The sequence below is a fragment of the Actinoplanes sp. NPDC023936 genome (assembly GCF_040639325.1).
Classification (GTDB): domain Bacteria; phylum Actinomycetota; class Actinomycetes; order Mycobacteriales; family Micromonosporaceae; genus Actinoplanes.
In genome coordinates, this window is record NZ_JBEZZR010000014.1 from 43022 (window position 1) to 65635 (window position 22614).

Here is a 22614-nt window from a genome sequence, read left to right on the forward strand (position 1 = left end):
TCTCTCCCAGGACGCGGGCGGAGGGGCTGACATCTGGCGGTCCACCCCCGGCGGATGCGCAACCATCCTCCTCGCAAGGTATCACCGGACATCAATGATTTTCCCGCCGTTGTTCGAGAGCGGGCGTTCGGCCAACCGGATGGTCACGCTCGTGACGCGCAGGTTGGCGGTCACGGCGACCTGCGCGGCGGCCGCCGTCACCGGCCGTCGAAGCCGTCCTGGCTACGCCGCGCCCACGGCTCCCGGCGACGCGCGAAGACCAGCAGCGCCGCCGCCACCACGACGATTGGAATTAGAGGCAGCGCCGGCCCGTTCCCCTCCACCGCCGCCCCCATGTGCTCACCCAGGTCGTTCATCCGCCGCCACGACTCCACCGCTGTCGCGATCGCGCCGATCACCAGCACCGTGAAGAGCAACCCGCCGACCGCCGCCTTCCCGCCCAGCCACGTCCCGGAGAAGAGCGCGGCGCAGGCCGCCGTGACGAGCACCGCCACGACCACGTCCCGGGTGAACTGGTTCCGCGCCCAATGCTCCCCCGAGCCCGGCACGACGAGAACCTCCACCACCAGATCGAGGCCGAGCAGGATCAGTCCGGCGCGGGGCAGCCGCCGCCCGGCCATCGCCGGGCTCAGCCCCAGCACGAGCAGCCCGGCAAGCCCGCTGATCAGGGTCAGCGCCGCCCAGCCGGCCACCGCGCCGAGCAGGGCGACAGCCGTGGCGGCGATGACGAGCAGAATCCACATCCGAGAATCCCTGGGCTGATAGGCAGCGATGGCCGGCTCAGCCGAGCCGGCCATCGCGAGCGGGGAGGCGTCAGGCGGTCGCTGCCGGCGTCGGCCCGCCGAGCAGGTTCTCCAGCTCGGCCAGCTCCTTGTCGGTCAGCTCGCTGTCGCCGGACTTCAGGTACGGCTGGGTCGAAGTCGCGCCCTGCAGCTGCTTCGTGTCGAGCTTCGTGGCGCCCTCCGGAGCGGTGATCTCCGCACCGGTCGTCACCTCGATGCGCAGCGCGACCCGGCCGGTGGCGCCGTCGATGAACTGCAGCAGGTTGATCTCCGCGGCGGTCAGCTTGCCGTCCACGATCCACAGGTCCAGGACGATCGGCTTGTCCGCCGGCTTGTCGGTTCCCAGCTGCGACGCCAGGTCCTTGTCGACCGCGGTGACCAGCCGTTCGAGCTCGGCGTACGCCTTCGTGGTCGACGACGTGGCGATTAGGTGCGTGTCGTCGTTCTCGTCACGGACCAGCGCGGCGCCCTCGAGCAGGTTCGTGGCGCTGGTGCTGAACTCGGTGAGCGCCTTCTGCTCCTCCAGGCCGGTGGCCGACACGCCGGCGCCGGACTCGGCCAGCTCACCGAGCGCGGCGCTGTCGAGCGACACCCACTTGCCGTCGAAGAACGCGTCGAGCCCGGCGGGTCCACCGGCGGTCTGGCCGCTCATCGCCTTGACCTCGTCGGCGCTGGCGCCGAACTTGGCGGCCAGCTCGGCGATCGGGGCCCGGACGAACATCGTCTTGTCGACGTAGCGGACCTCGGTGCCGGTGACGCCGTCGACCGTGGCGCTGATCGACCCGCGGTCGTCCTCGACGCCCGCGCCCGCCTTGTCGTAGGCGACCGTGAACGACGAGTTGAACAGCTGACGCAGGATCTTCGCGTCGTCGTCGCTGATCGCGTCCTCGGGCCCGGAGGCGGTGAGCTTGGCGGCGGCGACCAGGTCGTCCGCGCTGCCGTTGATTTTGATGGTGAAGCCGGCCCGCTGCGCCTCGCCGAGCTGCTTCGCCGCGTCGCGCAGCTCCAGCTTCGGTTCGAGCGCCTGAATCTGCTCCCCGGCACAGCCCGCGAACATGGTGAGGGCGGTGACACCGGCGAGGGCGCCGGCAAGAAAACGCGTAACGCGCAAGGAGAACTCCCCGTTGATCAGTTTGCCTCGCACACTGTAGAGGTACCGATCAATTGCGCGCGCGCGAATAACCACCATCCGCATTGACCTGCGCAAACGCGCGGAATGCGGCGCCCCATCCAGGCGGAGCGCCGCATTCCGGTCATTTCGCATTAAGACCGATTGGGTACGGGTAAACGCCGCGCCCTTCTCAGCGCGTCAGCACGGCCCGCCACCGCGAGTGCAGCGGCGAGCCCGGAGCGGCCGTCCGCTCCACCGAGACCAGCGTCAGACCGTCTCCGGCGAACGCCTCGACCTCGTCCCGGCTCAGCGGCCACGGCGGCCCGTCCGCGTCGCCGGTGACCGCCGCGGCGGCGAGCACCAGCAGCGTGCCCCCGGGCGCCACGAACGTGCCCACCGCCGCGATCGCCGCGGCCCGGATCGCCGCGGGCAGGGCCTGGACGTTGTTGCTCTCCAGCACCAGGTCGAACGCCTGCCGCCACTCCCCCGGCGGGTTCAGCAGGTCGGCCACCACGTAGTCGACGGGGGTGTCGCGGTGCCGGGACCGGGCCAGCTCGATGGCCGTCGGGGAGATGTCGAACGCGGTCGTCGCGTACCCCGCCGCCGCGATGTGCTCGGCGTCGCGCCCCGGGCCGCAGCCCACCACCAGCGCGCGCCGCCCCTCGCCCGGCGGCAGCGGGTAGGCGCGCAGGTGGGCGCTGGCCTCGGGCACGTCCCACGGCACGGCGGCCCGACCGGCGCCGGCCTCGGCGTAGAGCGGCTCGAACCACCCGGTGGGATCCCCGTCGCGCAGATAGCCGGCCGCCAGCCGGCGCGCGTCGGAGCTGCCCGGCCGCGCGCTGCCCGGTTGTGAACTGTCCGGCTGTGAACCGCCCGGCCGAGAACTGCCCGGTTGCGCGCTGTCCCGTTGTGAGCTGTCCGGCTGCGAGCTCACCGCGGCACCACCCGGCGCAGCTCCCGCAGCGCCTGCCGGCGGACGTCGCCGGTCAGCGTGTCGACGTAGAGCCGGCCGTCCAGGTGGTCCGTCTCGTGCTGCAGCGCCCGTGCCAGGAAGCCCTCACCGTGGATCACCAGGGGTTCCCCGTTGAGGTCGAAACCGGTCGCCGTCACGCTCATCGCCCGGGTCGTCTCGTACCCGAGGCCGGGCAGCGACAGGCAGCCCTCCTCCTCGGTCTGCGAGCCGGAGAAGTCGCTGAGGACGGGGTTGACCAGGTGGCCCACCACGCCGCCCACGTTGTAGGAGAAGACCCGCAGGCCGACCCCGATCTGCGGGCCCGCGACGCCGGCCCGGCCGGGCTCGCGGACGGTGTCCTCCAGGTCACGGACCAGCGCGCGCAGCTCTGCGTCGAAGCTGGTGACCGGGTCGGCGGGCGTGCGCAGGACCGGGTCGCCGAAGATGCGGATAGGCCGAACTGTCATGCTTCAAAGCTTAATCAGTCGTTACGCGAAGAGGGCCGGGCGATCGCCGCCGAGGATCTCCCGCAGCTTGATCAGGGACCGCCGGGTCTGGCTCTTGACGACGGTGACCGGCACCCCGAGCTCCGCGGCGACCTGTTCCACGCTGTGATCGGCGAAGTAGCGCAGCGCCACGATGGCGCGGTCGCGGGGCGGCAGCCGCGACATCGCGCCGAGCAGGTCCAGCCGCAGGTCGGTGCTCATCTCGTAGGCCGGCTCCTGGAACGACCCGGGCGTCGTCTCGGTCGAGCTGCGGCGGCGCCGGTGGTCCAGGTAGACCCGGAGCAGGATCTTCTGGGCGTACGCCGGAAGGTTGTCGCTGTCGCTGGCCCGGTCCCAGCTCTGGAAGAGCTTGGTGAGCGTGGTCTGCGCCAGGTCCTGGGCGAGGTGCCAGTCGCGGCAGAGCTGGTAGGCGCTGCCGTGCAACCGGGTCAGGAACGTCTGCGCGAACCGGTCGAAATCGGCACGCCGGGCCGCCGCCGGCGCGATCACCCGGATCCGGATCGCGGGCCGCACGGCGGTCCTGGCCGCCGGTCTCTCGAGCAGATCAAGCATGCTGTTGCCTCTTCCCGCCCCACGGAAGGACACGCAACGTGTCACTGTGGATCTTGTCGGTTTTGCGCGAAGGTGAAACTACGCGGTCGGCCCCCTCCGTAGGGGGCAGACGCCGACAGTGGCACGTAACCGGTAGAGACGGCTCGGAGCGGGCTATGCGGCCGCTATGAGGCCAGCGCGGCGCGCAGCGGACCGGCCTTCGCGGCGGCCTCGTCGACCTCGGCGATCGGGTCGCTGTCGGCGGTGATGCCGCCGCCGGCCCAGGCGTGCACCCGGCTGCCGTCCACCGCGACGGTCCGGATGCTCAGCCCCAGATCCAGGTGATCGTGTCCGATCCAGCCCAGCGCGCCCATGCTCACTCCCCGGCCCACCGGCTCCAGCGCGGCGATCCGGGACAGCGCCGCGAGCTTGGGCGCGCCGGTCACGCTGCCGCCCGGGCAGACCGCCCGCAGCAGGTCGGCGAGACCGACCTCTCCGGCGAGGGGCGCGGAGACGACCGATTCCGCCTGCCACAGACCACACCATTGGCGGACCGCGAAGAGCTCGTCCACGGCAACCGGCCCGGTCCCCGGCAGACGGGCCAGGTCGTTGCGCTCCAGGTCGACGATCATGACGTGTTCGGCCCGTTCCTTGGCCGAGCCGAGCAGCTCCCGCAGCCCCTCCGGGGTGGCCGGGCGCGTCCCCTTGATCGGCCGGGTGATCACCCGCCCGTCCCGGACCTCCACCAGGGTCTCCGGCGACGCCGTGGCGAGCGCCCACCCGTCGCCGCCGAGCACCCCGCCGTACCGGGCGCCGGGCAGCGCCGCGACCCGCCGCAGCGCGGGACCGGGATCGCCGCAGTACGCCGCCGACGCGTGTCCCACCACGTTGACCTGGTAGACGTCGCCGCGCCCGATCGATTCCCGGACCGCGGAGACGGCGCGGGCGTGCTCGTCGCGGGTCCAGCTCTCCCGCCACGGCCCCAGCCGCCAACCGTCTGACCGATCCACCCCAGCGCCCGATTTCTCCGGACTTTTCGAGTTATGTTGGTAGACGACCGCATAAACATCCGGAATACCGGGCACGGGGGAGGGTGCGCCGAGCTCTGCCCCGATCATCACGCATCCGGCATCAGCGGACACGTAGAGTGCCGCTCCGCAAATGGTGCCATCGCCGATCGTCTTCTTTTTGTCAGCCGTTCGGCCAAGGTTTCGCACCGGCAGTCCGTTGCCGGCCAGAAACGCGGACAGAAGCTCGGCAGGGTCACCGGGATCACCCCGATGCCACCGGAACACACGTAACGCATGGTGACGGGCTTGGCAGGCGGCCGGCGCCGCCGGCGGAGGCCCGGAAGGAGCCGACGGACAGTGGTCGACAAGCCCCGTCCCGTGGAGCATCGAAGGCGCGAACTCGCCAGGAATCGGCGTCACCGGGTTGAACCGCCGTCGTTCCATGTGAGGTAACGTCCGACATCGACTTTGTGAACCTTCACACAGCCCCCAATCGGAGAACGAGCAAGATGTGCCAGCACCGAGTTCCCTGTCCTTCTGCCGACGCGACCGATCGTGAGGCCGCAAAGGTCATCGTGACCTTCTGCGAGCAGGGCTGGAGCCTGCTCTGCAACGGGGTCATCATCTTCGAGGACACCGGCGAGCTACTGCCGGACGGCACGCTGATCGAGCCGCACCGCGGCCCGGCCGTGCACGCCCTCGCCGCCTGAGAAGTCACTGAAGAAACCGACTACGCGGCAGACACGATTACGCAGCGTAGCGTAAGCGCACCGAAAACGGCGCAGGCCGCGATCCCCGGAGGGGTACCGCGACCTGCGCAGGAGCAGGCGCCCGGATCAGACGCCCGGATCAGACGCCCGGATCAGACGCCCCCTCAGTCCTCGAACGCCTCCGGCGACGGGCACGAGCAGACCAGGTTCCGGTCGCCGAACGCCCCGTCGATCCGGCGCACCGGCGGCCAGTACTTCGCCGTCCGGTCCACTCCCTCGGGGAAGCCGGCCACCGACCGCGGGTACGGGTGCGCCCACTCGTCCGCGGAGACCGCCGACGCGGTGTGCGGCGCGTTCGCCAGCGGGTTGTCGTCCTTGGGCCAGACACCCGCCGCCACCTGGTCGATCTCGCCCTTGATCGCGATCATCGCGGCGATGAACCGGTCGAGCTCGGCGAGGTCCTCGCTCTCGGTCGGCTCCACCATCAGCGTGCCGGCCACCGGGAACGACATCGTCGGCGCGTGGAAGCCGTAGTCGATCAGCCGCTTCGCGACGTCGTCGACGCTCACGCCGGTGGCCTTGGTGATCGGCCGCAGGTCGAGGATGCACTCGTGCGCGACCAGGCCGTTGTTGCCGGCGTAGAGCACCGGGTAGTGCTCGCGCAGCCGCACCGCCGTGTAGTTCGCCGCGAGCACGGCCGACGCGGTCGCCGCGGCCAGCCCGTCCGGGCCCATCAGCCGCACGTACGCCCAGGAGATCGGCAGGATGCCCGCCGAGCCGTGCGCCGCCGCCGACACCGCGTGGTGGACACCCGGCTCCAGCGGGTTGCCGGGCAGGAACGCGGCGAGGTGCTGCCGAACCGCCACCGGGCCGACGCCGGGACCGCCGCCGCCGTGCGGGATGCAGAACGTCTTGTGCAGGTTCAGGTGCGACACGTCCGCGCCGAACTTGCCGGGCTTGGCGAACCCGACCAGCGCGTTGAGGTTCGCGCCGTCGACGTAGACCTGGCCGCCGGCCTCGTGCACCGCCGCGCACAGGTCAGCGATCCGGGTCTCGTAGACGCCGTGCGTGGACGGGTAGGTCACCATGATCGCCGAGAGGTTCTCCCGGTGCTTCTCGATCTTGGCAGCCAGGTCGTCCATATCGACGTTGCCGTCGGTGTCGCAGGCCACCACGACCACCCGCATGCCGGCCATCACGGCGCTCGCCGCGTTGGTGCCGTGCGCGCTGGACGGGATCAGGCAGACGTCACGGTGGGTCTCGCCGCGCGAGCGGTGGTAGCCGCGGATCGCGAGCAGCCCGGCCAGCTCACCCTGCGAACCGGCGTTCGGCTGCACGCTGACCGCGTCGTAACCGGTGATCTCGGCGAGCCAGCCCTCCAGCTGGGCGACCAGATCCTCGTACCCCTGAATCTGGTTGGCCGGGGCGAAGGGGTGGATGTTCGCGAACTCCGGCCAGGTGATCGCCTCCATCTCGGTGGTGGCGTTCAGCTTCATCGTGCAGGAGCCGAGCGGGATCATGCCACGGTCCAGGGCATAGTCACGGTCCGAGAGTTTGCGCAGGTAACGCAGCATCGCGGTCTCGGAGTGGTGGGTGTTGAAGACCGGGTGCGTCAGGTATTCGCCGGCTCGGGCCAGCGGCGCGGCGCCGCACTCGGCCGGGGCCGCCACGCCCGCGCCGAACGCCGCCAGGACGGCCGCCACGTGCGCGTCGGTGGTGGTCTCGTCGGTGGAGACCGAGACCCGGTCGGCGTCCACCAGGCGCAGGTCGATGCCGTGCGCCGCGGCGGCGTCCACGATCTCGGCGGCCCGGCCCGGCACGACGGCGGTCACGGTGTCGAAGAACGCCCGGTGCGCGACCTCGATGCCGGCCGCGGTCAGGCTGCCGGCGATGGTCAGCGCGTGGTCGTGGGTGCGCTTCGCGATGGCGCGCAGCCCGGCCGGCCCGTGGTAGACCGCGTACATGCTCGCCATCACCGCGAGCAGCACCTGCGCCGTGCAGATGTTGCTGGTCGCCTTCTCCCGGCGGATGTGCTGCTCCCGGGTCTGCAACGCGAGCCGGTAGGCGGGCGCGCCGTCGGCGTCCTTCGAGACGCCGACCAGACGGCCGGGCAGCGAACGCTCCAACCCCGCGCGCACGGCCAGGTAACCGGCGTGCGGGCCACCGAAGCCGAGCGGCACGCCGAACCGCTGGGTGGTGCCGGCCGCGATGTCCGCCCCGATCTCGCCGGGCGCGCGCAGCAGCGTCAGCGCGAGCAGGTCGGCGGCGACAGTGACCAGCGCGCCGGCGGCGTGGGCGGCCCCGACCAGGTCCTTGTGGTCACGGACGGCGCCGGATGCGCCGGGGTACTGCAGGTGCAGCCCGAAATACTCCTCGGGAAGCTGGTCCCCCTCGACCAGCACGATCTCGATACCCAGAGGCTCCGCCCGGGTGCGCAGCACAGCGAGCGTCTGCGGCAGCGTGTCGGCGTCCACCGCGTACACGTTGCTCTTGACCTTGGAAGCGCGCCGGGCCAGGGTCATCGCCTCGGCGACCGCCGTGGCCTCGTCCAGCATGCTCGCGTTCGCGGTGGTCAGCCCGGTCAGGTCGGTGACCATGGTCTGGAAGTTCAGCAGCGCCTCGAGCCGGCCCTGGCTGATCTCCGGCTGGTACGGGGTGTACGCCGTGTACCACGCCGGGTTCTCCAGCACGTTCCGCTTGATCACCGCGGGGGTGTGCGTGCCGTAGTAGCCGAGGCCGATCATCGGGGTGGCGACGGTGTTGCGGTCCGCGATCGCGCGCAGCTCGGCGATCGCCTCCTGCTCCGAGATCCCGGCCGGCAGGTCGAGCTCGCCGTGGAACCGGATCGTCTCCGGGATCGCGGCGTCCATCAGGTCGTCGAGCGAGTTGTATCCGACCGCCTTGAGCATGTGGGTCTGCTCGTCCGAACCCGGACCGATGTGGCGGGGAACGAAGGGTGACGTCATGGGCGACTCCAGGCTCTCAAGAAGGTCGGCATGCAACCTCCCCCTCTGTCATACCCATCCGGGTACTTCAGAGCGCCTGCCCACGCGGTCCTTCTGCCTGAGAGTTTTCCGGGGAGGGTTTGCCCCTTCGGCGCCGTCGCGAGGACGGTCTCTTCCGCACAGGTGTTGCCGGCCCGACCAACCTACCAGCGGACACCCGGTTGGATCACAGTCCTAGGGTGTGGTCTGTGACGTACACCCCTGATTCCGCCCGCTACGACGCGATGACCTACCGGCGTGCCGGTCGCAGCGGACTGAAGCTCCCCGCCCTCTCCCTCGGTCTCTGGCACAACTTCGGCGACACCCGCCCGCTCGACACCCAGCGCGCCATCGTCCGCCGCGCCTTCGACCTCGGGGTCACCCACTTCGACCTGGCCAACAACTACGGCCCGCCGCCCGGCAGCGCGGAGTCGAACTTCGGCCGGCTGCTCGCGTCCGACCTCCGCGGCCACCGCGATGAGCTGATCATCTCGACCAAGGCCGGCTACACCATGTGGGACGGGCCCTACGGCGACTGGGGCTCCCGCAAGTACCTGGTGTCGTCGCTGGACCAGTCGCTGCAGCGGATGGGCCTGGACTACGTCGACATCTTCTACCACCACCGGCCCGACCCGGAGACGCCGCTGGAGGAGACCGCTTCCGCGCTGGACGCGATCGTCCGGTCCGGCAAAGCCCTCTACGTCGGCATTTCCAACTATAAATCAGCACAAGCCGCGGAGATCGCTCAGATCCTCCGTGACCTCGGCACTCCCCTGCTGATCCACCAGCCGTCCTACTCGATCCTCAACCGCTGGATCGAGCACGACCGCCTGCTCGACACCCTGGAGGGCGCGGGCGCCGGCTGCATCGCGTTCAGCCCGCTGCAGCAGGGCCTGCTCACCGACCGGTACCTCACCGGCATCCCGGACGACTCCCGGATCCGCACCAGCGTCTTCCTCAACGAGAGCGCCCTCGACGCGAAGACGATGGGCCGCCTGCACGCGCTCAACGACATCGCCAAGCGCCGCGGCCAGTCCCTCGCCCAGCTCGCGCTCTCCTGGGCACTGCGCGACCCGCGGATGACCAGCCTGATCATCGGCGCGTCGAGCGTCGGCCAGCTGGAGAACAACATCGCCGCCCTGAGCGGACCGGCCCTGACCGCCGCCGAACTCGACGAGATCGACGCGACGGTCATCGACCTGTGACGTTTCCGCTCGCGCTGTCGGTCGTGGTCGGCTCCCGCGCCTACGGACTGTCCGTGGACGGATCCGACCACGACCGGCGGGGCGTCTTCGTGGCGCCCACCCGGTCCTTCTGGAGCCTGGACAAACCACCCACGCATTTCGACGGCCCGCTCGACGAACAGTTCAACTGGGAGTTCGAGCGATTCTGTACGCTCGCCACGCAGGCCAATCCGACAGTCCTCGAAGTGCTCTGGTCCCCGATCGTCGAAACCGTCACTCCGGACGGCGCGGCGCTGATCGGCGCCCGGCAGGCGTTTCTGTCCCGGCGCGTATTCGCCACCTACGGCAATTACGCCCGCGACCAGCTCGCCAAGGTCGAGGCGCGGCGCGCCCGCACCGGCGAGACCAATCACAAACAGGCGATGCACATGATTCGCCTGCTGATCGCCGGCGCCCACGTGCTGCGCACCGGCGATGTCCTCGTCGACGTGGGCGCGCTGCGCGACCGCCTGCTGTCCGTCCGGCGCGGCGAGGTCGGCTGGGACGAGATCAGCGCCTGGTCGTCGGCCCTGCTCGCCGACCTGGACGACGCCGCCCGCGGCACCGCGCTGCCGGACGGGCCGGACCGGGAGGGGATCAACCGGCTGCTCTCCGCCACCCGCGAGCGCAACCTGTGATGAGGGTCGCGCGCTCCCCGGCGAATGCGGCTGCCCGGCCCTCGCAGATCGTGGAACTCCCCATGCCAGCTGGTGCTCAGCATTTCACCGCAGCACTGACCCGATTGGCTAGATCCGGCGCCGGTAGTGCGCCGATGCGGCCGCATGTCACGGGCGGTCGCCGCTGACCGCGGAGCGCTGGGGGTTTACGTCATTCTGTGGGGCTTGGGGCGTCCGCGGGTTTCCGTACAGCGCGGGGTTTACCGCGGATGCCGGCACGCTGGGTGACAACGGTTCGCGCTGGCGCGCGGCCCGGCCCCGTTTCGGCTTCCCCTGCGGCGGCGACGACGTGGCCCCCGAGAACTGCCACGTCCGGGAGCGCTGACGACCAGCCGGACCAGCCGGTCGTGAGTGCTGCCCTCCGCTGGTGTGGATCGTGGAAAGGCGTGGTCCGGCTGGCGCTCAGTGCCGCCCCTACCAGCCGGCGAGAACACCGACACCCAGCCGAGTACGACGAGCTGGCCACCAGTGCTGCCGGATCCCTGTTCCGAGAGCACTCCGCGCCAGCCCGCCCCCACCGCTCCAAGAACCACAACCCGGCGGCGCCACCTCACGTCCTACCGGGCGCCGAATGCTGCCAACAACGCCGCTCGCGGACACTCAGAACCAGCCGCCATCACATTCCCTGTCGCCGCCCCGAAAAGCGCGACAATCACACACTCTAAGCCATCCTAGGAACCTAGGTGCTTGCCTTTCCCGTGATACATCGGTTTAGGCTGGCGTCATGTCCGTGAGCACAGCCCCGGTGATGCACCTGGCCCGGCCGCATCGGCCGGTCGTCGTCGCCGGGACGCTGAGCGAATTGCGCGGCCCCACCACCGGCCTCGTCGAGTTGCCCTTGCGCCTCTGGTGGAATCCGCATCGCGCATTCGATCTCAGCCAGCACACGATGCTGTTGTGGATGTATGAGAACGTCCTTCGCGAAGCGATCCGGATCGACGAGATCCAGGCCTATATCGACGGCCCGACCCTGGTCCGCGTCTGGGCGGAGCTCAATCTGCCGCGCGGCGTGCGCGCCGCCTGGGAGGCCCGGCACCGGCGGCTGAAAGAAGCCAGTGCACGTCGATGACTTCTACTCCGACGTGGCCCGCATCGCCCTGACCGTGGCGACCAAGCACGGCTTCGTCCTGGGCGGCGGCGTGGCCTGGCTCGTCAACGGCCTGGTCGCGCGCCCGACCGAGGACATCGACCTGTTCACGGACACCGCCGGCGGGGTGCGAGCCGCGGCCGGCGACGTCACCGCGGCGCTCACCGAAGCCGGTTACCGGGTGGTCCGCGAGGAGGCCGACGAGCTGTTCGCCGGCATGGACGCCGACATCCAGGAGTTCCTGGTCGCGAGCGACGAGCGCGCGCTGCGGCTGACGCTCTGCCGCCTGGACCGGCACCGCGCGCCGGTGGTGATGGACGTCGGCCCGGTCATGCACCTGGACGATCTGGTGGCGACGAAGGTGGCCGCCCTGGTCAACCGCCGCGAGGTCCGCGACTACATCGACGTCGCCGCCGCCCTCGACCGCTATCCGCTGGACCGGATCCTGCGCCTGGCCCACGCCGCGGACCCGGCACTCGACCCGGAGGACATCGCCGACGCCGGCCGGTACCTGGATCGCCTCGACGACGCCCGGTTCGCCCTCTACGGCCTGGATGCCCACGCCATCCGGGAGCTCCGGTCCCGCCTGTCCGACTGGCCAAGATCATGATTGGGTACGGACCCCCGCGAACTCCCCGGGAGTCCCCCGCCGCGACCTCCCCGGACCCGCACGGCCGCTGCGGCGGCCGTGCGGCATCAGTTTGACCTCAACCGAACTTCACGTCCTACCGTTCGCACCATGACTGATCCCGTGCTGGATCCGGCCGCGTACTGGACCGGCGTGGCGCACCGGGCGCTCATCGCGTTCATCCGTGCCCGGGAGGCCGAGCTGGGCCTGACACACCCGCAGTTCTGGCTGCTCAGCGCCCTGGCCGAGCAGAACAATCGCACCCTCTCCGAGCTGCGCCGCGACCTGCGCGCCCCAGTGCCGGCCGGCGGCGACCGGCCGGCCGATGAGCTGCGCGCCCCACTGCCGCCCGCCGGCGACCGGCCGCCCGTTGATCCGCGCGCCCCACTGCCGACCGACGACCTGGCTGCCGACGATCTGGCCGCCGAGGCGGAGTCCCTGCTGGACCAGCGCCTCGTCACCGTCGACCGCCACGGCCGCCTCCGCATCACCGCCGCCGGCCGCACCGCCCGCGACGAGCAGAGCCGGCACCTCCCCGAGATCACCGCCCACATCCACGCCGGAATCCCGGACGCCGACTACGACGCGGCCCTGTCCGTCCTGCGCCGGCTAGTCGTCAACGTCTCCTGACCACGTACCACTCACGTTTGTCGATATCAACTACGGTCGATGCATCCGGTCAACTACCAGGGCGGAGCCGGTGGGGACGCGTCGTGCTGGTGGCTGGTCCTCGCCTGTCGTCAGATCAGCAGCAATGTCTTCCCCACGGCGGTACGGTTCTCGACCGCGGCGTGTGCGTCGGCGGCACCCTCCAACGAGAAGCTCTGCCCGATGATCGGCCGGACCAGTCCCGCCGCACCAAGCGACATCATCCGGTCCGCCCACCGCACCACATGCGGTCCGAATTCGAAGAGCTGTTCGATGCCGATCACCTGCACGCCTCGACGACCAGCCTCTGCGGGGTCGATGAGCGTGGCCGCGCCACTAGCCGCGCCGTGAACCGAGAAGCGGCCGCCGCGGGCCGTCACATCGAACGCGGCCCGCCCGATCTCGCCTCCGACGCCGTCGAACACCACATCCGGTCCCGCGCCACCGGTCGCGTCGAGTACCCGCCGGGTCCAGCCGGGGTCGGAGTAGTCGACCACCGCGTCGGCGCCCAGTTCCCGGACCACATCGAGCTTCCGGGCGCCGCGAGCGGCTCCGACGACCCGCGCACCCGCCGCGCGGGAGAGTTGCACCAGCAGGCTGCCCACCCCGCCCGCCGCTGCTTCGACCAGAACCCAGTCATCTGGGCTGATCTCGGCGTGTTCGGCCAGCCCTTGCGCCGTGCTGCCGTCGCTGTACAGTGCCGCGGCGTCCGGCAGGCGGAGGCTGTCCGGCACCGGGAACAGCTCCCCGACCGGCGCCACCGCGCGCTCGGCGAAACCACCGGTCTGTCCCGTGCTCGCCACGACTCGCCGCCCGAGCCAAGCCGGATCCGCCCGGGCACCTGCGGCGCTCACCACTCCGGCCACCAGACCGCCCGGCACGTACGGCAGTCGCGGGCGTTCATGCCATCTGTCGGTGCCGCGCCGGATCTGCGTCTCGACGAACGTCATACCGGCCACCGCCACATCGATCAGGACCTGGCCCGGCCCGGCCACCGGGTCGGGCACCTGACGGAGAACCAGCACCTCGGGACCGCCGAAACGGGTCGCCTGGACGACTCGCATTCCACCTACTCCTCTCCGTTCACCGGCGCGAACGCCGTGTGGCCTCACGCTGGCCCGGCCGCGACTCCAGTGATTCCGATCCCTCGGCCTGAGCGGCGCGACGGAGGCCCACGACCGCCGCCAGCGCGCCCAGCGCCATGAGGACCGCGGCGACGGCGTAGCTGCCGCCGACCGCTCCGGCAAGCTGGGTCTCGAGCTCGGCGCGGGCGAACGGATCGAGGGCGAGCATCGCAGCGAGCCCGCCGGCGTCGGCGGTGCCCAGGTCAGGCACCCGGGTAGACACGAGAACGGTGAGAGTGGTGGCGACGAGCGCAACGCCGACAGCGCTGGCGATCTGCTGGACGAGCGCGAGCAGTGTCGTACCGCGAGGGGTGTCCTCGTGCTCCAGGTCGCGCACGGCCACGGTCATGGTCGGCATCAGGGTGGCGCCGGAACCGACGCCGAGAACGGCCGCCGCGGCTGCGATCATCGGGTACGGAGCGCCGCTCGTCGTAGTGATAAGCAGCGCGATGCTGCCCAGCAGGCCCAACGTCACGCCGGTGACCACGATGCGTGCCGGTGATACTCGGTCCACCAGCCGAGTCGCGATCTGCAGCGTCGCTCCGACGGCGAGAGCCATCGGGATGGTGATGGTGCCGGCCAGGGCGGCGGGGTCGCCGCGGACACCTTGGACGTAGATCGGCAGGATCGACATCGCCCCGAAGTAGGCGGCGCCGAAACACACCAGCACGGCCAGGCCAGCGGCAAGGGGCCGATGGCGCAGCAGCCGCAGGTCGACCAGTGGGGCATCGATCCGCAGCGCGCGGACGACGAACGCGGCGAGGAGCAACACGCCCGTACCGAGCGCGGCAATCACCTCGAGGTTCATCTCGCCGGTCTCCCCGATGAGGGTGCACCCCAGCACCAGCAGCACGGCGCCGCCGGACACCTGAGCCAGGCCGGTCCAGTCCATCCGCGGGGTCGGGGCGGGGTCGGCGGGTGGGCGTGGCAGCAGCCGAGCGCACAGCAGTACGGCCGCAACGCCGATCGGCACGTTGAGGAGGAAGATCCAGCGCCAGGAGGCGGTGTCGACCAGCCAGCCGGCCAGAGGCGGGCCGAGGACGGGGCCGATGACCAGGGGCAGGCCCAGCAGGCTCATCAAGCGACCGCGGGCGTCGCGGGGCACGGAGCGCAGGCCGATGGCCTGCCCCACGGGGTTGAGCAGACCGCCGCCGAGGCCCTGCAGGACCCGGAACACGGTGAGCGACCGGACGTCCCATGCCAGGCCCGCCAGAGCCGAGGACACGGTGAAGATCGCCAGCGCGGTCACGTACACGCGGCGGGCGCCGTAGCGGTTCGCCGTCCAGCCGGCGAGTGGCGTCACCGCGACGACGCCGAGCAGATAACCGCTGGTCACCCACTGCACCGCAGGGAGGGTCGAATCGAGATCGGCGACGATCGCGGGTACCGCGACCAGGGCGACGGTGGTGTCCACCGTGACCATAAGCCCGCCGAGGGCGAGCACCAGGCCGATGACACGTGCACGACTATCCATGTCGGCTCCGGCCCGACGCTCAGCGCTGAAACGGGCGGTCGCGGCGGGCGGCGTGCAGCGTCGCCGCCCACCAGGCCAGTTCGCGCAACGCCTCGTCCAGGGCCTCGCCGGTGCCCGGCGGTGGCGTGAACCCGTCGCGGCCGATGTCGTTCCACGGCGCCCGCAAGCCGACGGCGCGCCGGGTGGTCACCACATGCAGTTCGGCGAAGACGCCGCGCAGATGCTCGGTGGCCAGCACGCCGCCCTGCACCCCGTACGACAGCACGGTGGCCGCCTTGAACATCCACTCGCCGTAGTGCCAATCGATCGCCCGCTTCAAGCCGGCCGGATAGCTGTGGTTGTACTCAGGGGTGACGACGACGTACCCGTCGGCGCGCTCGATGCGGTCGGCGATCACTGAGCGGGGACCGCCGCCCGGCTCCAGGTGTTCGTCGTCGGGCAGCTCGCACTCGGCCAGGTCGACCAGGTCGACGTCGGCGATGCCGGCCGCCTTGCCGGCGGCCCAGTCGGCGAGTACGCGGCTCAGCCGGTCCTTGCGGACGCTGGCGGCGATGACGGCGAGGCGTAGCGGCGGCTGCTCCCCTCGGTCGGCCGCCGCCGACGCGGTCTCGGGTGAAGGGCTGTACAGGGGCGTCGGACTGCTCATGGCTGCCATGCTTTGCCTTCAACATATGTTGAAGTCAAGCAGCCGGTGGGCCACCATGGCCGAGTGAGCATCGCAGCGCAGATCCCCTCCCGCTTCACCCTCACGGTCAAAGACGTCGCGACCACGGCCGGCGTCGCACCCTCCGCCGTGCGCTTCTACGAGCAGCACGGGGTGATCACCGCCCACCGCACCGCAGGAGACCAGCGACGCTTCGACGAGAGCGCCGCCTGCCGGATCAAGGTCGCCAAGGTCGCCCAGCGCGTCGGACTCACCGTCCGAGAAATCGCCGACGTCTTCGTCACGCTCCCGGACGACCCCGAGCCGCAGGACTGGCAACGTGTCGCCGCCGTCCTCATCGACGAAGCCGAGACGCGCACCGCGGCACTACAGGCGTACCTCGATGAGATGCTCTCCGGCGCCCGGCTGTGCGAGATCGACAATCGCATCGAGGTGCCCGACTAGACCCGGGTCAACTCAACCTGCGAAGACCAGCGGCGGCGGCCGCTCGCAGCTGCTCGCCGTACTCACCCGCCGGCAACGCACCGTCATACTCGGCCGCCCGCTGGAACGCGACACGCGCGGCGCAGTGTCGCCCCGTTGCTCATGGGCCATCGCTACACCCACGAGCAGCGACGGGTAGAAGGCGGCCACCCTGTCGTCGCCCACGGCGTCGGCATGCCGCAACGCCTCCTGGTTCCACCGGAGGATCTCCGCGGGATCGTCCTGCCGCCGGGCGAGGTAGTGCGCCGCGACGCACGCGTCGTAGTCGTCGGTACGCGCCGCCCATGCCTGCTCGAACAACGCGCGGGCGTCCGGCAGCCGCCCCTCCGCCTCCGCCTGCATTCCCTCCTGGCACAGCTTCAGCACCGGATTACCGAGATCCATCATCACTCCCATGATCACCAACAGATCGACGCGACGACCATGAGGCCTCGACCAGGTCGAGGGTCAAGCAGGCAGGGCGGCATCGTGGACCGGCATCCGGCCCGGCCCTCGTCACGACCGCGCTCGCCGCCCAGGATTCTCCACCGAGCGCTTGTTGCAAAGTTATGGCAATAGTGATCCGATTGCCTCACGTGGAAGGACGGGGGTGTGAATGATCATGCGGGGCTACGGCGGCGCAGGCACGACCGAACCGGCCGGTAACGACCTGTCCGGTCTGATCGGTGCCTGGGTGCACGGATGGGCCGTCTCACGAGCCGTGCCGACGCCGGCCACCGTGCCCGGTGGATGGCGCCTGCGAGTCGGGCTCGCAGGCCATCGCATCCGGTACGTCCTGGCAGCGTACGACCACGTGTCATGCGGCGAACCAGGCCGTCGACAGGCCGCACGGGGAACCTGGATCAAAGCCGCGACAGCCCCCGAGGACCTCCGTAGGGCACTGCCCGCCACCTGGACGATGGCCGACACCGGTCATCTCATGACGATCCCTTTCACCGCCGGCACCGCGACTCCCCCGCCGTCGTACACCATCCGGATCGCGGTCCTCGACGATGTCGTCGTGGCCTCGGTCGTCGACGCCACCGGCGAGATCGCCGCCTCGGGCCGGCTCGCGCAGGCCGGTCAGGCGGGGGTCATCGATCAGGTCGAGACCGCGCCCGCGCACCGCCGCCGCGGTCTCGGCCGCACTGTCATGCGCACCCTCAGCCACCACGCCACCCGGCTCGGCATGCGCGGCGGCGTCCTCGTCGCCACCGACGAGGGCCGCGACCTCTACCGCAGCCTGGGCTGGACGGTCCGCACGCCCATCGCCGCAGCGCACATACCCGAAGCCGGCGCACCACTCACGTGATCGAGCAGAGTGGCACGACGAGCATCGTCAGGTCGCCCCGGCGGAACCGGTCCGGCGCAGCAGCTCGGTGATCTCGTTGGCCCGCTGCGGCCGGGCGAACAGCCATCCCTGCCCGGTGTCGCACCCCAGAGCCCGCAACCGATCGGCCTGCGGCCGGGTCTCGACGGCCTCCGCCGTCACCGACAGCCCGATCACATGGGCCAGCCGCACGATCGTCTCCACGATCTGCTCGTCCACCTCGGAGGCGGGCGGCACCCCGCGCAGGCCGTCCACGAACGGCCCGGCCAGCTTCAGGATGTGCACCGGCAGCCGCCGCAGGTAGGCCAGGTTCGAGTACCCGGTGCCGAAGTCGTCGATGGCGATCCGGATGCCCCGCTCGGCGAGAGCGCGCAGCGGCGCCGAGTCGTTGTCCATCACGGCGCTCTCGGTCAGCTCCAGGACCAGCAGGGACGGGTCCAGGCCGGTACGGGTGAGGATCTTCTCCACGTCGGCCGGCAGGGCCGGCTCGTGAACCTGCGACACGGTCATGTTGACGCTCACCGACAGCTGCGCCGACGGGAACGCCCGCGCCCAGTACGCGGCCTGCCCGCACGCCTCCTCGAGGACCCACCGCCCGAGCGGCAGGATCACCCCGGTCTCCTCGGCGAGCGGGATGAACGCGTCCGGCCCGAGCTCGCCGCGTTCCGGGTGCTGCCAGCGGACCAGGGCCTCGACACCGGTGAGGCGCCCGTCGGCGAGGCTCACGAGCGGCTGGTAGACCAGCGTGAACTCGCGCCGGTCGAGGGCGTCCGGCATCGCGGCGGCGAGCGCGTACCGGGCGGCCTGCCGGGCGTCCCGGTCGGCGTCGTAGGTGACGTAGCGCCCCCGGCCCTCGGACTTCGCGACGTAGAGCGTGAGGTCGGCGGCTTTCATCAGCTCGGCGGGGCTGGTGTCCAGGACCGCGCTCTCGACGACGCCGATGCTGGCCGAGATCCGCGTCCGGTGCCGGCCCAGCTGGAACGGCCGGGACAGGGCCGCCAGCACCGACGCGGCGAGACGGGTCAGCTCGTGCGGCCCGTCCGGGTCGTCGACGAGCAGCACGAACTCGTCGCCGCTGACCCGCCCGGCGATCTGGTGCGCCGGCGCGCAGCAGTCCCGCAGCCGGTCCGCGACGGCCACCAGCAGGTCGTCGCCGACCTGGTGCCCGAGGGTGTCGTTGATCCGTTTGAAGCCGTCCAGGTCGAGGAAGCAGACGCCGACCCGGGCGTCCGGGCCGGCCTCGGCGAAGATCCGGTCGAGGCGGTCGGCGATCATCGCCCGGTTCGGCATGCCGGTGAGCGGGTCGTGGGTGGCCTGGTGCTCCAGCCGGTCCTGCAGCCGCAGCCGGTCGGTGATGTCCTGCACCATCGCGATGGTGAACTCGGGCGCGCCGTCGTCGTCGCGGATCAGCGACGAGGTCATGTCGGCCCAGACCACGCCCCCGTCGGCCCGGTAGTAGGCCTTCTCCAGGCGCACGGCGTCCCGTTTGCCGGCGATCAGCTCCTCGTAGAGCAGCCACATGTCGGGCGGGTCGCTGGGGTGCGCGAGGTCCGGCACCCGCAGCCCGGTCATCTCCTCCACGGTGTACCCGAGCAGGTCGGCGAAGGCCTGGTTGACCCGGACGATCCGCCCGTCCATGGTGCTGACGCCGATCCCGACGGCGGCGTTGTGGAAGACCGCGCGCATCCGGGACTCGCTGGCCCGCAGAGCCCGTTCGGCGGCGGCGTGCGCGTCCAGGACGGCCCGGTTGAGGCGTTCCTGCTCGGCCATGGTGGCGGCGCGCAGGGCCCGGGCGTACCCGGCCGCGACCGCCGCCGCGGCCGTCCTGTCGTCCAGGACGCCGATGATCGCCTCGAGCACCGACGGGTCGGTCAGATGTGCTTCCACCAGGGCGGCGCCGACACCGGACGGGTCGTCCGGCAGCAACGCGGCGAGCCGTTCCAGCAGGGCGTCCAGGTCCGCGGAGTCGAGGGGCACGAAGATCGACCGGGTCAGCTCACGCCGCCACCGCCGAGCGAACACGCGTCAACCCTTACGAGCGACACCGGCGTACGCACCGACCTGCTCGGGATGCTCGTCGACCGGGTCCTGCGGGTCCGGCCGCCACTGCGGTATGAAGACCAGACCCGGCTCGACCAGGTCGAACCCGTCGAAGTACGCGGTGATCTCCGCGGCCGGCCGCAGGCTGATCTCGGTGCCGGTCCGCGACGACAGCCGCTGCGCCTCGATCACCTCGGGCGGCTGGCCGTCGCCGGTGGCGTGCGAGATGAGCAGGTGACTGCCGGGCGCGAGGGCGTCGCGCAGGGCCGCCACCGCGGCGCCCGGGTCGTCGGCGTCCGGCACGAAGTGCAGCACCCCGGCGAGCAGGACGGCCACCGGCTCACTGAAGTCGATCAATTCCAGCTTAAGAGACTCAGCGATGATCCGGTCGGCGTCCCGGACGTCCGCGCAGATCACCCCGGTCCCGCCGACGCCGGCCAGGATGGCCCGGCTGTGCTCGACGGCGACCGGGTCGATGTCGACGTAGACGACTTTCGATCCGGGCGCCGCGTCGAGCGCGATCTCGTGCACGTTGCCGGCCGTGGGGATGCCGGATCCGATGTCGAGGAACTGCCGGATGCCCTCGGCCGCCAGGAACCGCACGGCCCGGCGCAGGAAGACCCGGTTGGACCGCATCGTCTCGCCGATGTTCGGGGTCATCGCGGCGATCTGCTCGGCGAGCTGCCGGTCGACAGCGAAGTTGTGCGCCCCGCCGAGGAAGTAGTCGTAGACGCGAGCGGCGCTGGGCCGATTCACGTCGATGCCGGCGGGAACCCAGTCGGTCGTCTCGGTCACGCGCGCCCCTTAGATCGAGAGATCACGATCAGCGACAGTATTGATCAGCGACCATACCCGAAAATCTTCGCCGCGAGGTCGGTCATCACCTCGGTCGCTCCCGCGCCGATGCCCAGGATCCGGGTGTCGCGGTAGTGCCGCTCCACCTCGCTCTCCCGCATGTACCCCATGCCGCCGTGCAACTGGACGGCCTCGTCCACCACGTACTTGCAGGTCTCGACGGCCGCGTTCTTCGCCATGCAGACCTCGCCGGCGACGAACTCGCCGGCCGCGTGCCTCCGGGCGACCTCGCGGGTGTAGGTCCGGGCCAGCTCGATGCGCTGCCGCATCTGAACGAGCTTGTGCTGCACCACCTGCCGGGCGATGAGCGGCCTGCCGAACGTCTCGCGCTCCCGCGTGTATGCCAGGCAAAGATCAAGACATCGCTGCGCGACGGAGTACGCGTGCACGGCCGCGATGATCCGCTCCGGAACGAAGACCTGGCCGATCAGCGTGAACCCGGCGTTCTCCGGCCCGATCAGGTTGGCGGCCGGCACCCGGCAGTCGGTGAACGACAGCTCGGCGGTGTCCGAGCAGAGCCAGCCCATCTTGTCGAGCTTGCGGGACACCGCGAAGCCCGGCGTGCCCTTCTCGATGACGAGCAGGCTGATCCCGGAGGCGCCGGGGCCGCCGGTCCGCACCGCTGTGGTCACGAAGTCGGCCCGGATCCCCGAGGTGATGAACATCTTCGCGCCGTTGACGACGTAGGAGTCGCCGTCGCGGACCGCGGTGGTGCGCAGGTGCGCCACATCGGAGCCGGCGTCCGGCTCGGTGATGCCGAGCGCGCTGACCTTCTCCCCGGCCAGGGTGGGCCGGACGAACCGCTCGATCAGGGCGGTGTCGCCGCTCGCGATGATGTGCGGCAGCGCGATCCCGTGCGTGAAGATCGCCGCATGCGCGCCGGAGGAGCCACCGGCCTCGAGGAACGCCTCGGTAGCGAGCGTCATGTCGACGGTGTCGCCGCCCTCGCCGCCGACCTCGTCCGGGAACCCGATGCCGTAGAGGCCGGCCTTGGCGGCGCTCCGGTGCACCTCGCGCGGGATCTCGCCGCCCCGCTCCCAGGCGGGAAGGTTCGGGAGGATCTCCCGGCCGACGAACTGCTTCATCGACGCTTGCACTGCCGCGCGCTCCGCGGTCTCGATCATGCCTGGCTCCTTCGAGGGGTTTCGACGAGGGTGTCCGGGTCACGGCGGCCCAGCAGGATCGCGGCGGCCCGCTTCCAGCGGCGGATCAGCAGTTCACGGCTCGCCAGGTCGCCGCTGACGATGCCGGTCAGGGCGAGGCCGGTGAGCACCTCGAACGTGAAGTGGACGACGGTGTCGACGCGCGGGTCGTCGGTGAGCAGTTCCCGGGCGTGGTCCCGCAGCGTCCCGAAGATCTCCTTCTCGACCGGGACCAGGGCGTCGCGCAGGGCCGCGTCGGTGCGCGCGGCGTTCCACAGTTCGAGAGCGGCCCAGAAGATCGGCGACGAGAAGTGCCGCCACACCGCGTCGATGAACGCGTCGAGCGGCTCGACGCCGGGCGCCACCATGCCGATCTCGGCAGCCAGGCCGTCGAGGCGCCGGCGTGCCACGTGCTGCACCGCGGCGACCAGCAGATCCACCTTCGTCGGGAAGTGGTGCAGCAGCGTGCCGCGTGGCACGTCCGCCCTGGCCAGGACCTCGGCGGTGGTGGTCTCGGCATAGCCGCGCTCGACCAGGCACTGCACCGTCGCGTCCAGGATCTTCGACCGGGTCGCCTCACTGCGCTGGGCCTGAGTGCGCCGGCCCTGTTCCGCTGTCACGGCAGTAACCGTACGACCTGACGGTTAGTTCGGTCTACAGCGGATTTCCGACGC

At 70.9% G+C, this 22614-nt stretch carries 23 protein-coding genes and 1 riboswitch; of the genes, 8 read left to right on the forward strand and 15 right to left on the reverse strand.

The genetic code is table 11. From position 1 onward, the window contains the following. Nucleotides 1–197: 197 nt before the first annotated feature. From AB0F72_RS19895 to AB0F72_RS19920, 6 genes are all read right to left on the reverse strand, one after another. The gene (locus AB0F72_RS19895) at nucleotides 198–743 is read right to left on the reverse strand and encodes a hypothetical protein (RefSeq protein ID WP_360433088.1); all 546 of its coding nucleotides are present in this window, start codon (nucleotides 741–743) and stop codon (nucleotides 198–200) included. 70 nt (nucleotides 744–813) lie between these two features. Beyond that, on the reverse strand, nucleotides 814–1893 hold the full coding sequence (locus AB0F72_RS19900; RefSeq protein WP_360433091.1) for a hypothetical protein: 1080 nt from the start codon (nucleotides 1891–1893) through the stop codon (nucleotides 814–816). A gap of 190 nt (nucleotides 1894–2083) precedes the next feature. Then, a complete protein-coding gene (locus tag AB0F72_RS19905; protein WP_360433094.1) occupies nucleotides 2084–2827 on the reverse strand; it encodes a class I SAM-dependent methyltransferase in 744 nt (247 codons plus the stop codon). Continuing rightward, complete coding sequence (locus tag AB0F72_RS19910; RefSeq protein ID WP_360433097.1) at nucleotides 2824–3312, reverse strand: peptide deformylase; 489 nt, start codon at nucleotides 3310–3312, stop codon at nucleotides 2824–2826. Before AB0F72_RS19910 ends, AB0F72_RS19905 begins: the two co-directional genes overlap by 4 nt. 21 nt (nucleotides 3313–3333) lie before the next feature. Beyond that, a complete protein-coding gene (locus tag AB0F72_RS19915) occupies nucleotides 3334–3903 on the reverse strand; it encodes a SigE family RNA polymerase sigma factor (protein ID WP_360433100.1) in 570 nt (189 codons plus the stop codon). Nucleotides 3904–4067: 164 nt separating this feature from the next. After that, the gene (locus AB0F72_RS19920) at nucleotides 4068–5177 is read right to left on the reverse strand and encodes a chorismate-binding protein (RefSeq protein WP_360433103.1); all 1110 of its coding nucleotides are present in this window, start codon (nucleotides 5175–5177) and stop codon (nucleotides 4068–4070) included. A gap of 224 nt (nucleotides 5178–5401) precedes the next feature. On the opposite strand from AB0F72_RS19920, the gene AB0F72_RS19925 reads away from it, so the two are divergent. Beyond that, complete coding sequence (locus tag AB0F72_RS19925) at nucleotides 5402–5602, forward strand: DUF5999 family protein (RefSeq protein ID WP_014444313.1); 201 nt, start codon at nucleotides 5402–5404, stop codon at nucleotides 5600–5602. A gap of 164 nt (nucleotides 5603–5766) precedes the next feature. On the opposite strand, the gene gcvP is transcribed toward AB0F72_RS19925, so the two are convergent. Further along, complete coding sequence (gene gcvP / locus AB0F72_RS19930) at nucleotides 5767–8568, reverse strand: aminomethyl-transferring glycine dehydrogenase (protein WP_360433107.1); 2802 nt, start codon at nucleotides 8566–8568, stop codon at nucleotides 5767–5769. A 75-nt stretch (nucleotides 8569–8643) separates the two neighbouring features. Beyond that, nucleotides 8644–8735: riboswitch (glycine riboswitch) on the reverse strand. 60 nt (nucleotides 8736–8795) lie between these two features. On the opposite strand from gcvP, the gene mgrA reads away from it, so the two are divergent. The 5 genes from mgrA (at nucleotide 8796) to AB0F72_RS19955 (ending at nucleotide 12831) form a co-directional block, all read left to right on the forward strand. Then, on the forward strand, nucleotides 8796–9791 hold the full coding sequence (gene mgrA / locus AB0F72_RS19935) for an L-glyceraldehyde 3-phosphate reductase (RefSeq protein ID WP_360433110.1): 996 nt from the start codon (nucleotides 8796–8798) through the stop codon (nucleotides 9789–9791). After that, nucleotides 9788–10447, forward strand: coding sequence for a nucleotidyltransferase domain-containing protein (locus AB0F72_RS19940; protein ID WP_360433113.1), 660 nt, complete (start codon nucleotides 9788–9790; stop codon nucleotides 10445–10447). Before mgrA ends, AB0F72_RS19940 begins: the two co-directional genes overlap by 4 nt. 763 nt (nucleotides 10448–11210) lie before the next feature. Then, nucleotides 11211–11555 carry a hypothetical protein gene (locus tag AB0F72_RS19945; protein WP_360433116.1) on the forward strand — a complete coding sequence of 115 codons (345 nt, stop codon included), beginning with the start codon at nucleotides 11211–11213 and terminating at the stop codon, nucleotides 11553–11555. Next, nucleotides 11542–12183 (forward strand): nucleotidyl transferase AbiEii/AbiGii toxin family protein, encoded by a 642-nt coding sequence (locus AB0F72_RS19950; RefSeq protein WP_360433119.1) that lies wholly within the window; start codon nucleotides 11542–11544, stop codon nucleotides 12181–12183. Before AB0F72_RS19945 ends, AB0F72_RS19950 begins: the two co-directional genes overlap by 14 nt. A 129-nt stretch (nucleotides 12184–12312) precedes the next feature. Next, nucleotides 12313–12831, forward strand: coding sequence for a MarR family transcriptional regulator (locus AB0F72_RS19955; RefSeq protein ID WP_360433122.1), 519 nt, complete (start codon nucleotides 12313–12315; stop codon nucleotides 12829–12831). Between the two features lie 110 nt (nucleotides 12832–12941). Here the strand turns inward: AB0F72_RS19955 and AB0F72_RS19960 are convergent, their stop codons facing one another. Genes AB0F72_RS19960 through AB0F72_RS19970 form a run of 3 tightly spaced genes read right to left on the reverse strand, consistent with a single transcriptional unit; the run spans nucleotide 12942 to nucleotide 16093 of the window. Then, nucleotides 12942–13913: a zinc-binding dehydrogenase gene (locus tag AB0F72_RS19960; RefSeq protein WP_360433125.1), complete on the reverse strand. Its 972-nt coding sequence runs from the start codon at nucleotides 13911–13913 to the stop codon at nucleotides 12942–12944. Nucleotides 13914–13932: 19 nt separating this feature from the next. Then, nucleotides 13933–15447 carry a DHA2 family efflux MFS transporter permease subunit gene (locus tag AB0F72_RS19965; RefSeq protein ID WP_360433128.1) on the reverse strand — a complete coding sequence of 505 codons (1515 nt, stop codon included), beginning with the start codon at nucleotides 15445–15447 and terminating at the stop codon, nucleotides 13933–13935. Between the two features lie 19 nt (nucleotides 15448–15466). Beyond that, nucleotides 15467–16093 carry an NAD(P)H-dependent oxidoreductase gene (locus AB0F72_RS19970; RefSeq protein WP_360433131.1) on the reverse strand — a complete coding sequence of 209 codons (627 nt, stop codon included), beginning with the start codon at nucleotides 16091–16093 and terminating at the stop codon, nucleotides 15467–15469. Nucleotides 16094–16156: 63 nt separating this feature from the next. On the opposite strand from AB0F72_RS19970, the gene AB0F72_RS19975 reads away from it, so the two are divergent. Further along, entirely contained in the window at nucleotides 16157–16555 is a 399-nt protein-coding gene (locus tag AB0F72_RS19975) for a MerR family transcriptional regulator (RefSeq protein ID WP_360433134.1), read from the forward strand. 12 nt (nucleotides 16556–16567) lie between these two features. Here AB0F72_RS19975 and AB0F72_RS19980 read toward each other — a convergent pair whose 3' ends face one another. Further along, complete coding sequence (locus AB0F72_RS19980; RefSeq protein ID WP_360433137.1) at nucleotides 16568–16981, reverse strand: hypothetical protein; 414 nt, start codon at nucleotides 16979–16981, stop codon at nucleotides 16568–16570. Nucleotides 16982–17513: 532 nt separating this feature from the next. On the opposite strand from AB0F72_RS19980, the gene AB0F72_RS19985 reads away from it, so the two are divergent. Beyond that, the gene (locus tag AB0F72_RS19985; RefSeq protein WP_360433140.1) at nucleotides 17514–17885 is read left to right on the forward strand and encodes a GNAT family N-acetyltransferase; all 372 of its coding nucleotides are present in this window, start codon (nucleotides 17514–17516) and stop codon (nucleotides 17883–17885) included. Nucleotides 17886–17912: 27 nt separating this feature from the next. On the opposite strand, the gene AB0F72_RS19990 is transcribed toward AB0F72_RS19985, so the two are convergent. The 4 genes from AB0F72_RS19990 to AB0F72_RS20005 are packed head-to-tail and all read right to left on the reverse strand — an operon-like array spanning nucleotide 17913 to nucleotide 22560. Beyond that, on the reverse strand, nucleotides 17913–19925 hold the full coding sequence (locus tag AB0F72_RS19990; protein ID WP_360433143.1) for an EAL domain-containing protein: 2013 nt from the start codon (nucleotides 19923–19925) through the stop codon (nucleotides 17913–17915). Nucleotides 19926–19928: 3 nt separating this feature from the next. After that, the gene (locus AB0F72_RS19995; protein ID WP_360433146.1) at nucleotides 19929–20738 is read right to left on the reverse strand and encodes an SAM-dependent methyltransferase; all 810 of its coding nucleotides are present in this window, start codon (nucleotides 20736–20738) and stop codon (nucleotides 19929–19931) included. A gap of 44 nt (nucleotides 20739–20782) precedes the next feature. Beyond that, nucleotides 20783–21922, reverse strand: coding sequence for an acyl-CoA dehydrogenase family protein (locus tag AB0F72_RS20000; protein ID WP_360433149.1), 1140 nt, complete (start codon nucleotides 21920–21922; stop codon nucleotides 20783–20785). Next, a complete protein-coding gene (locus AB0F72_RS20005; protein WP_360433151.1) occupies nucleotides 21919–22560 on the reverse strand; it encodes a TetR/AcrR family transcriptional regulator in 642 nt (213 codons plus the stop codon). Before AB0F72_RS20005 ends, AB0F72_RS20000 begins: the two co-directional genes overlap by 4 nt. Nucleotides 22561–22614: the final 54 nt, after the last annotated feature.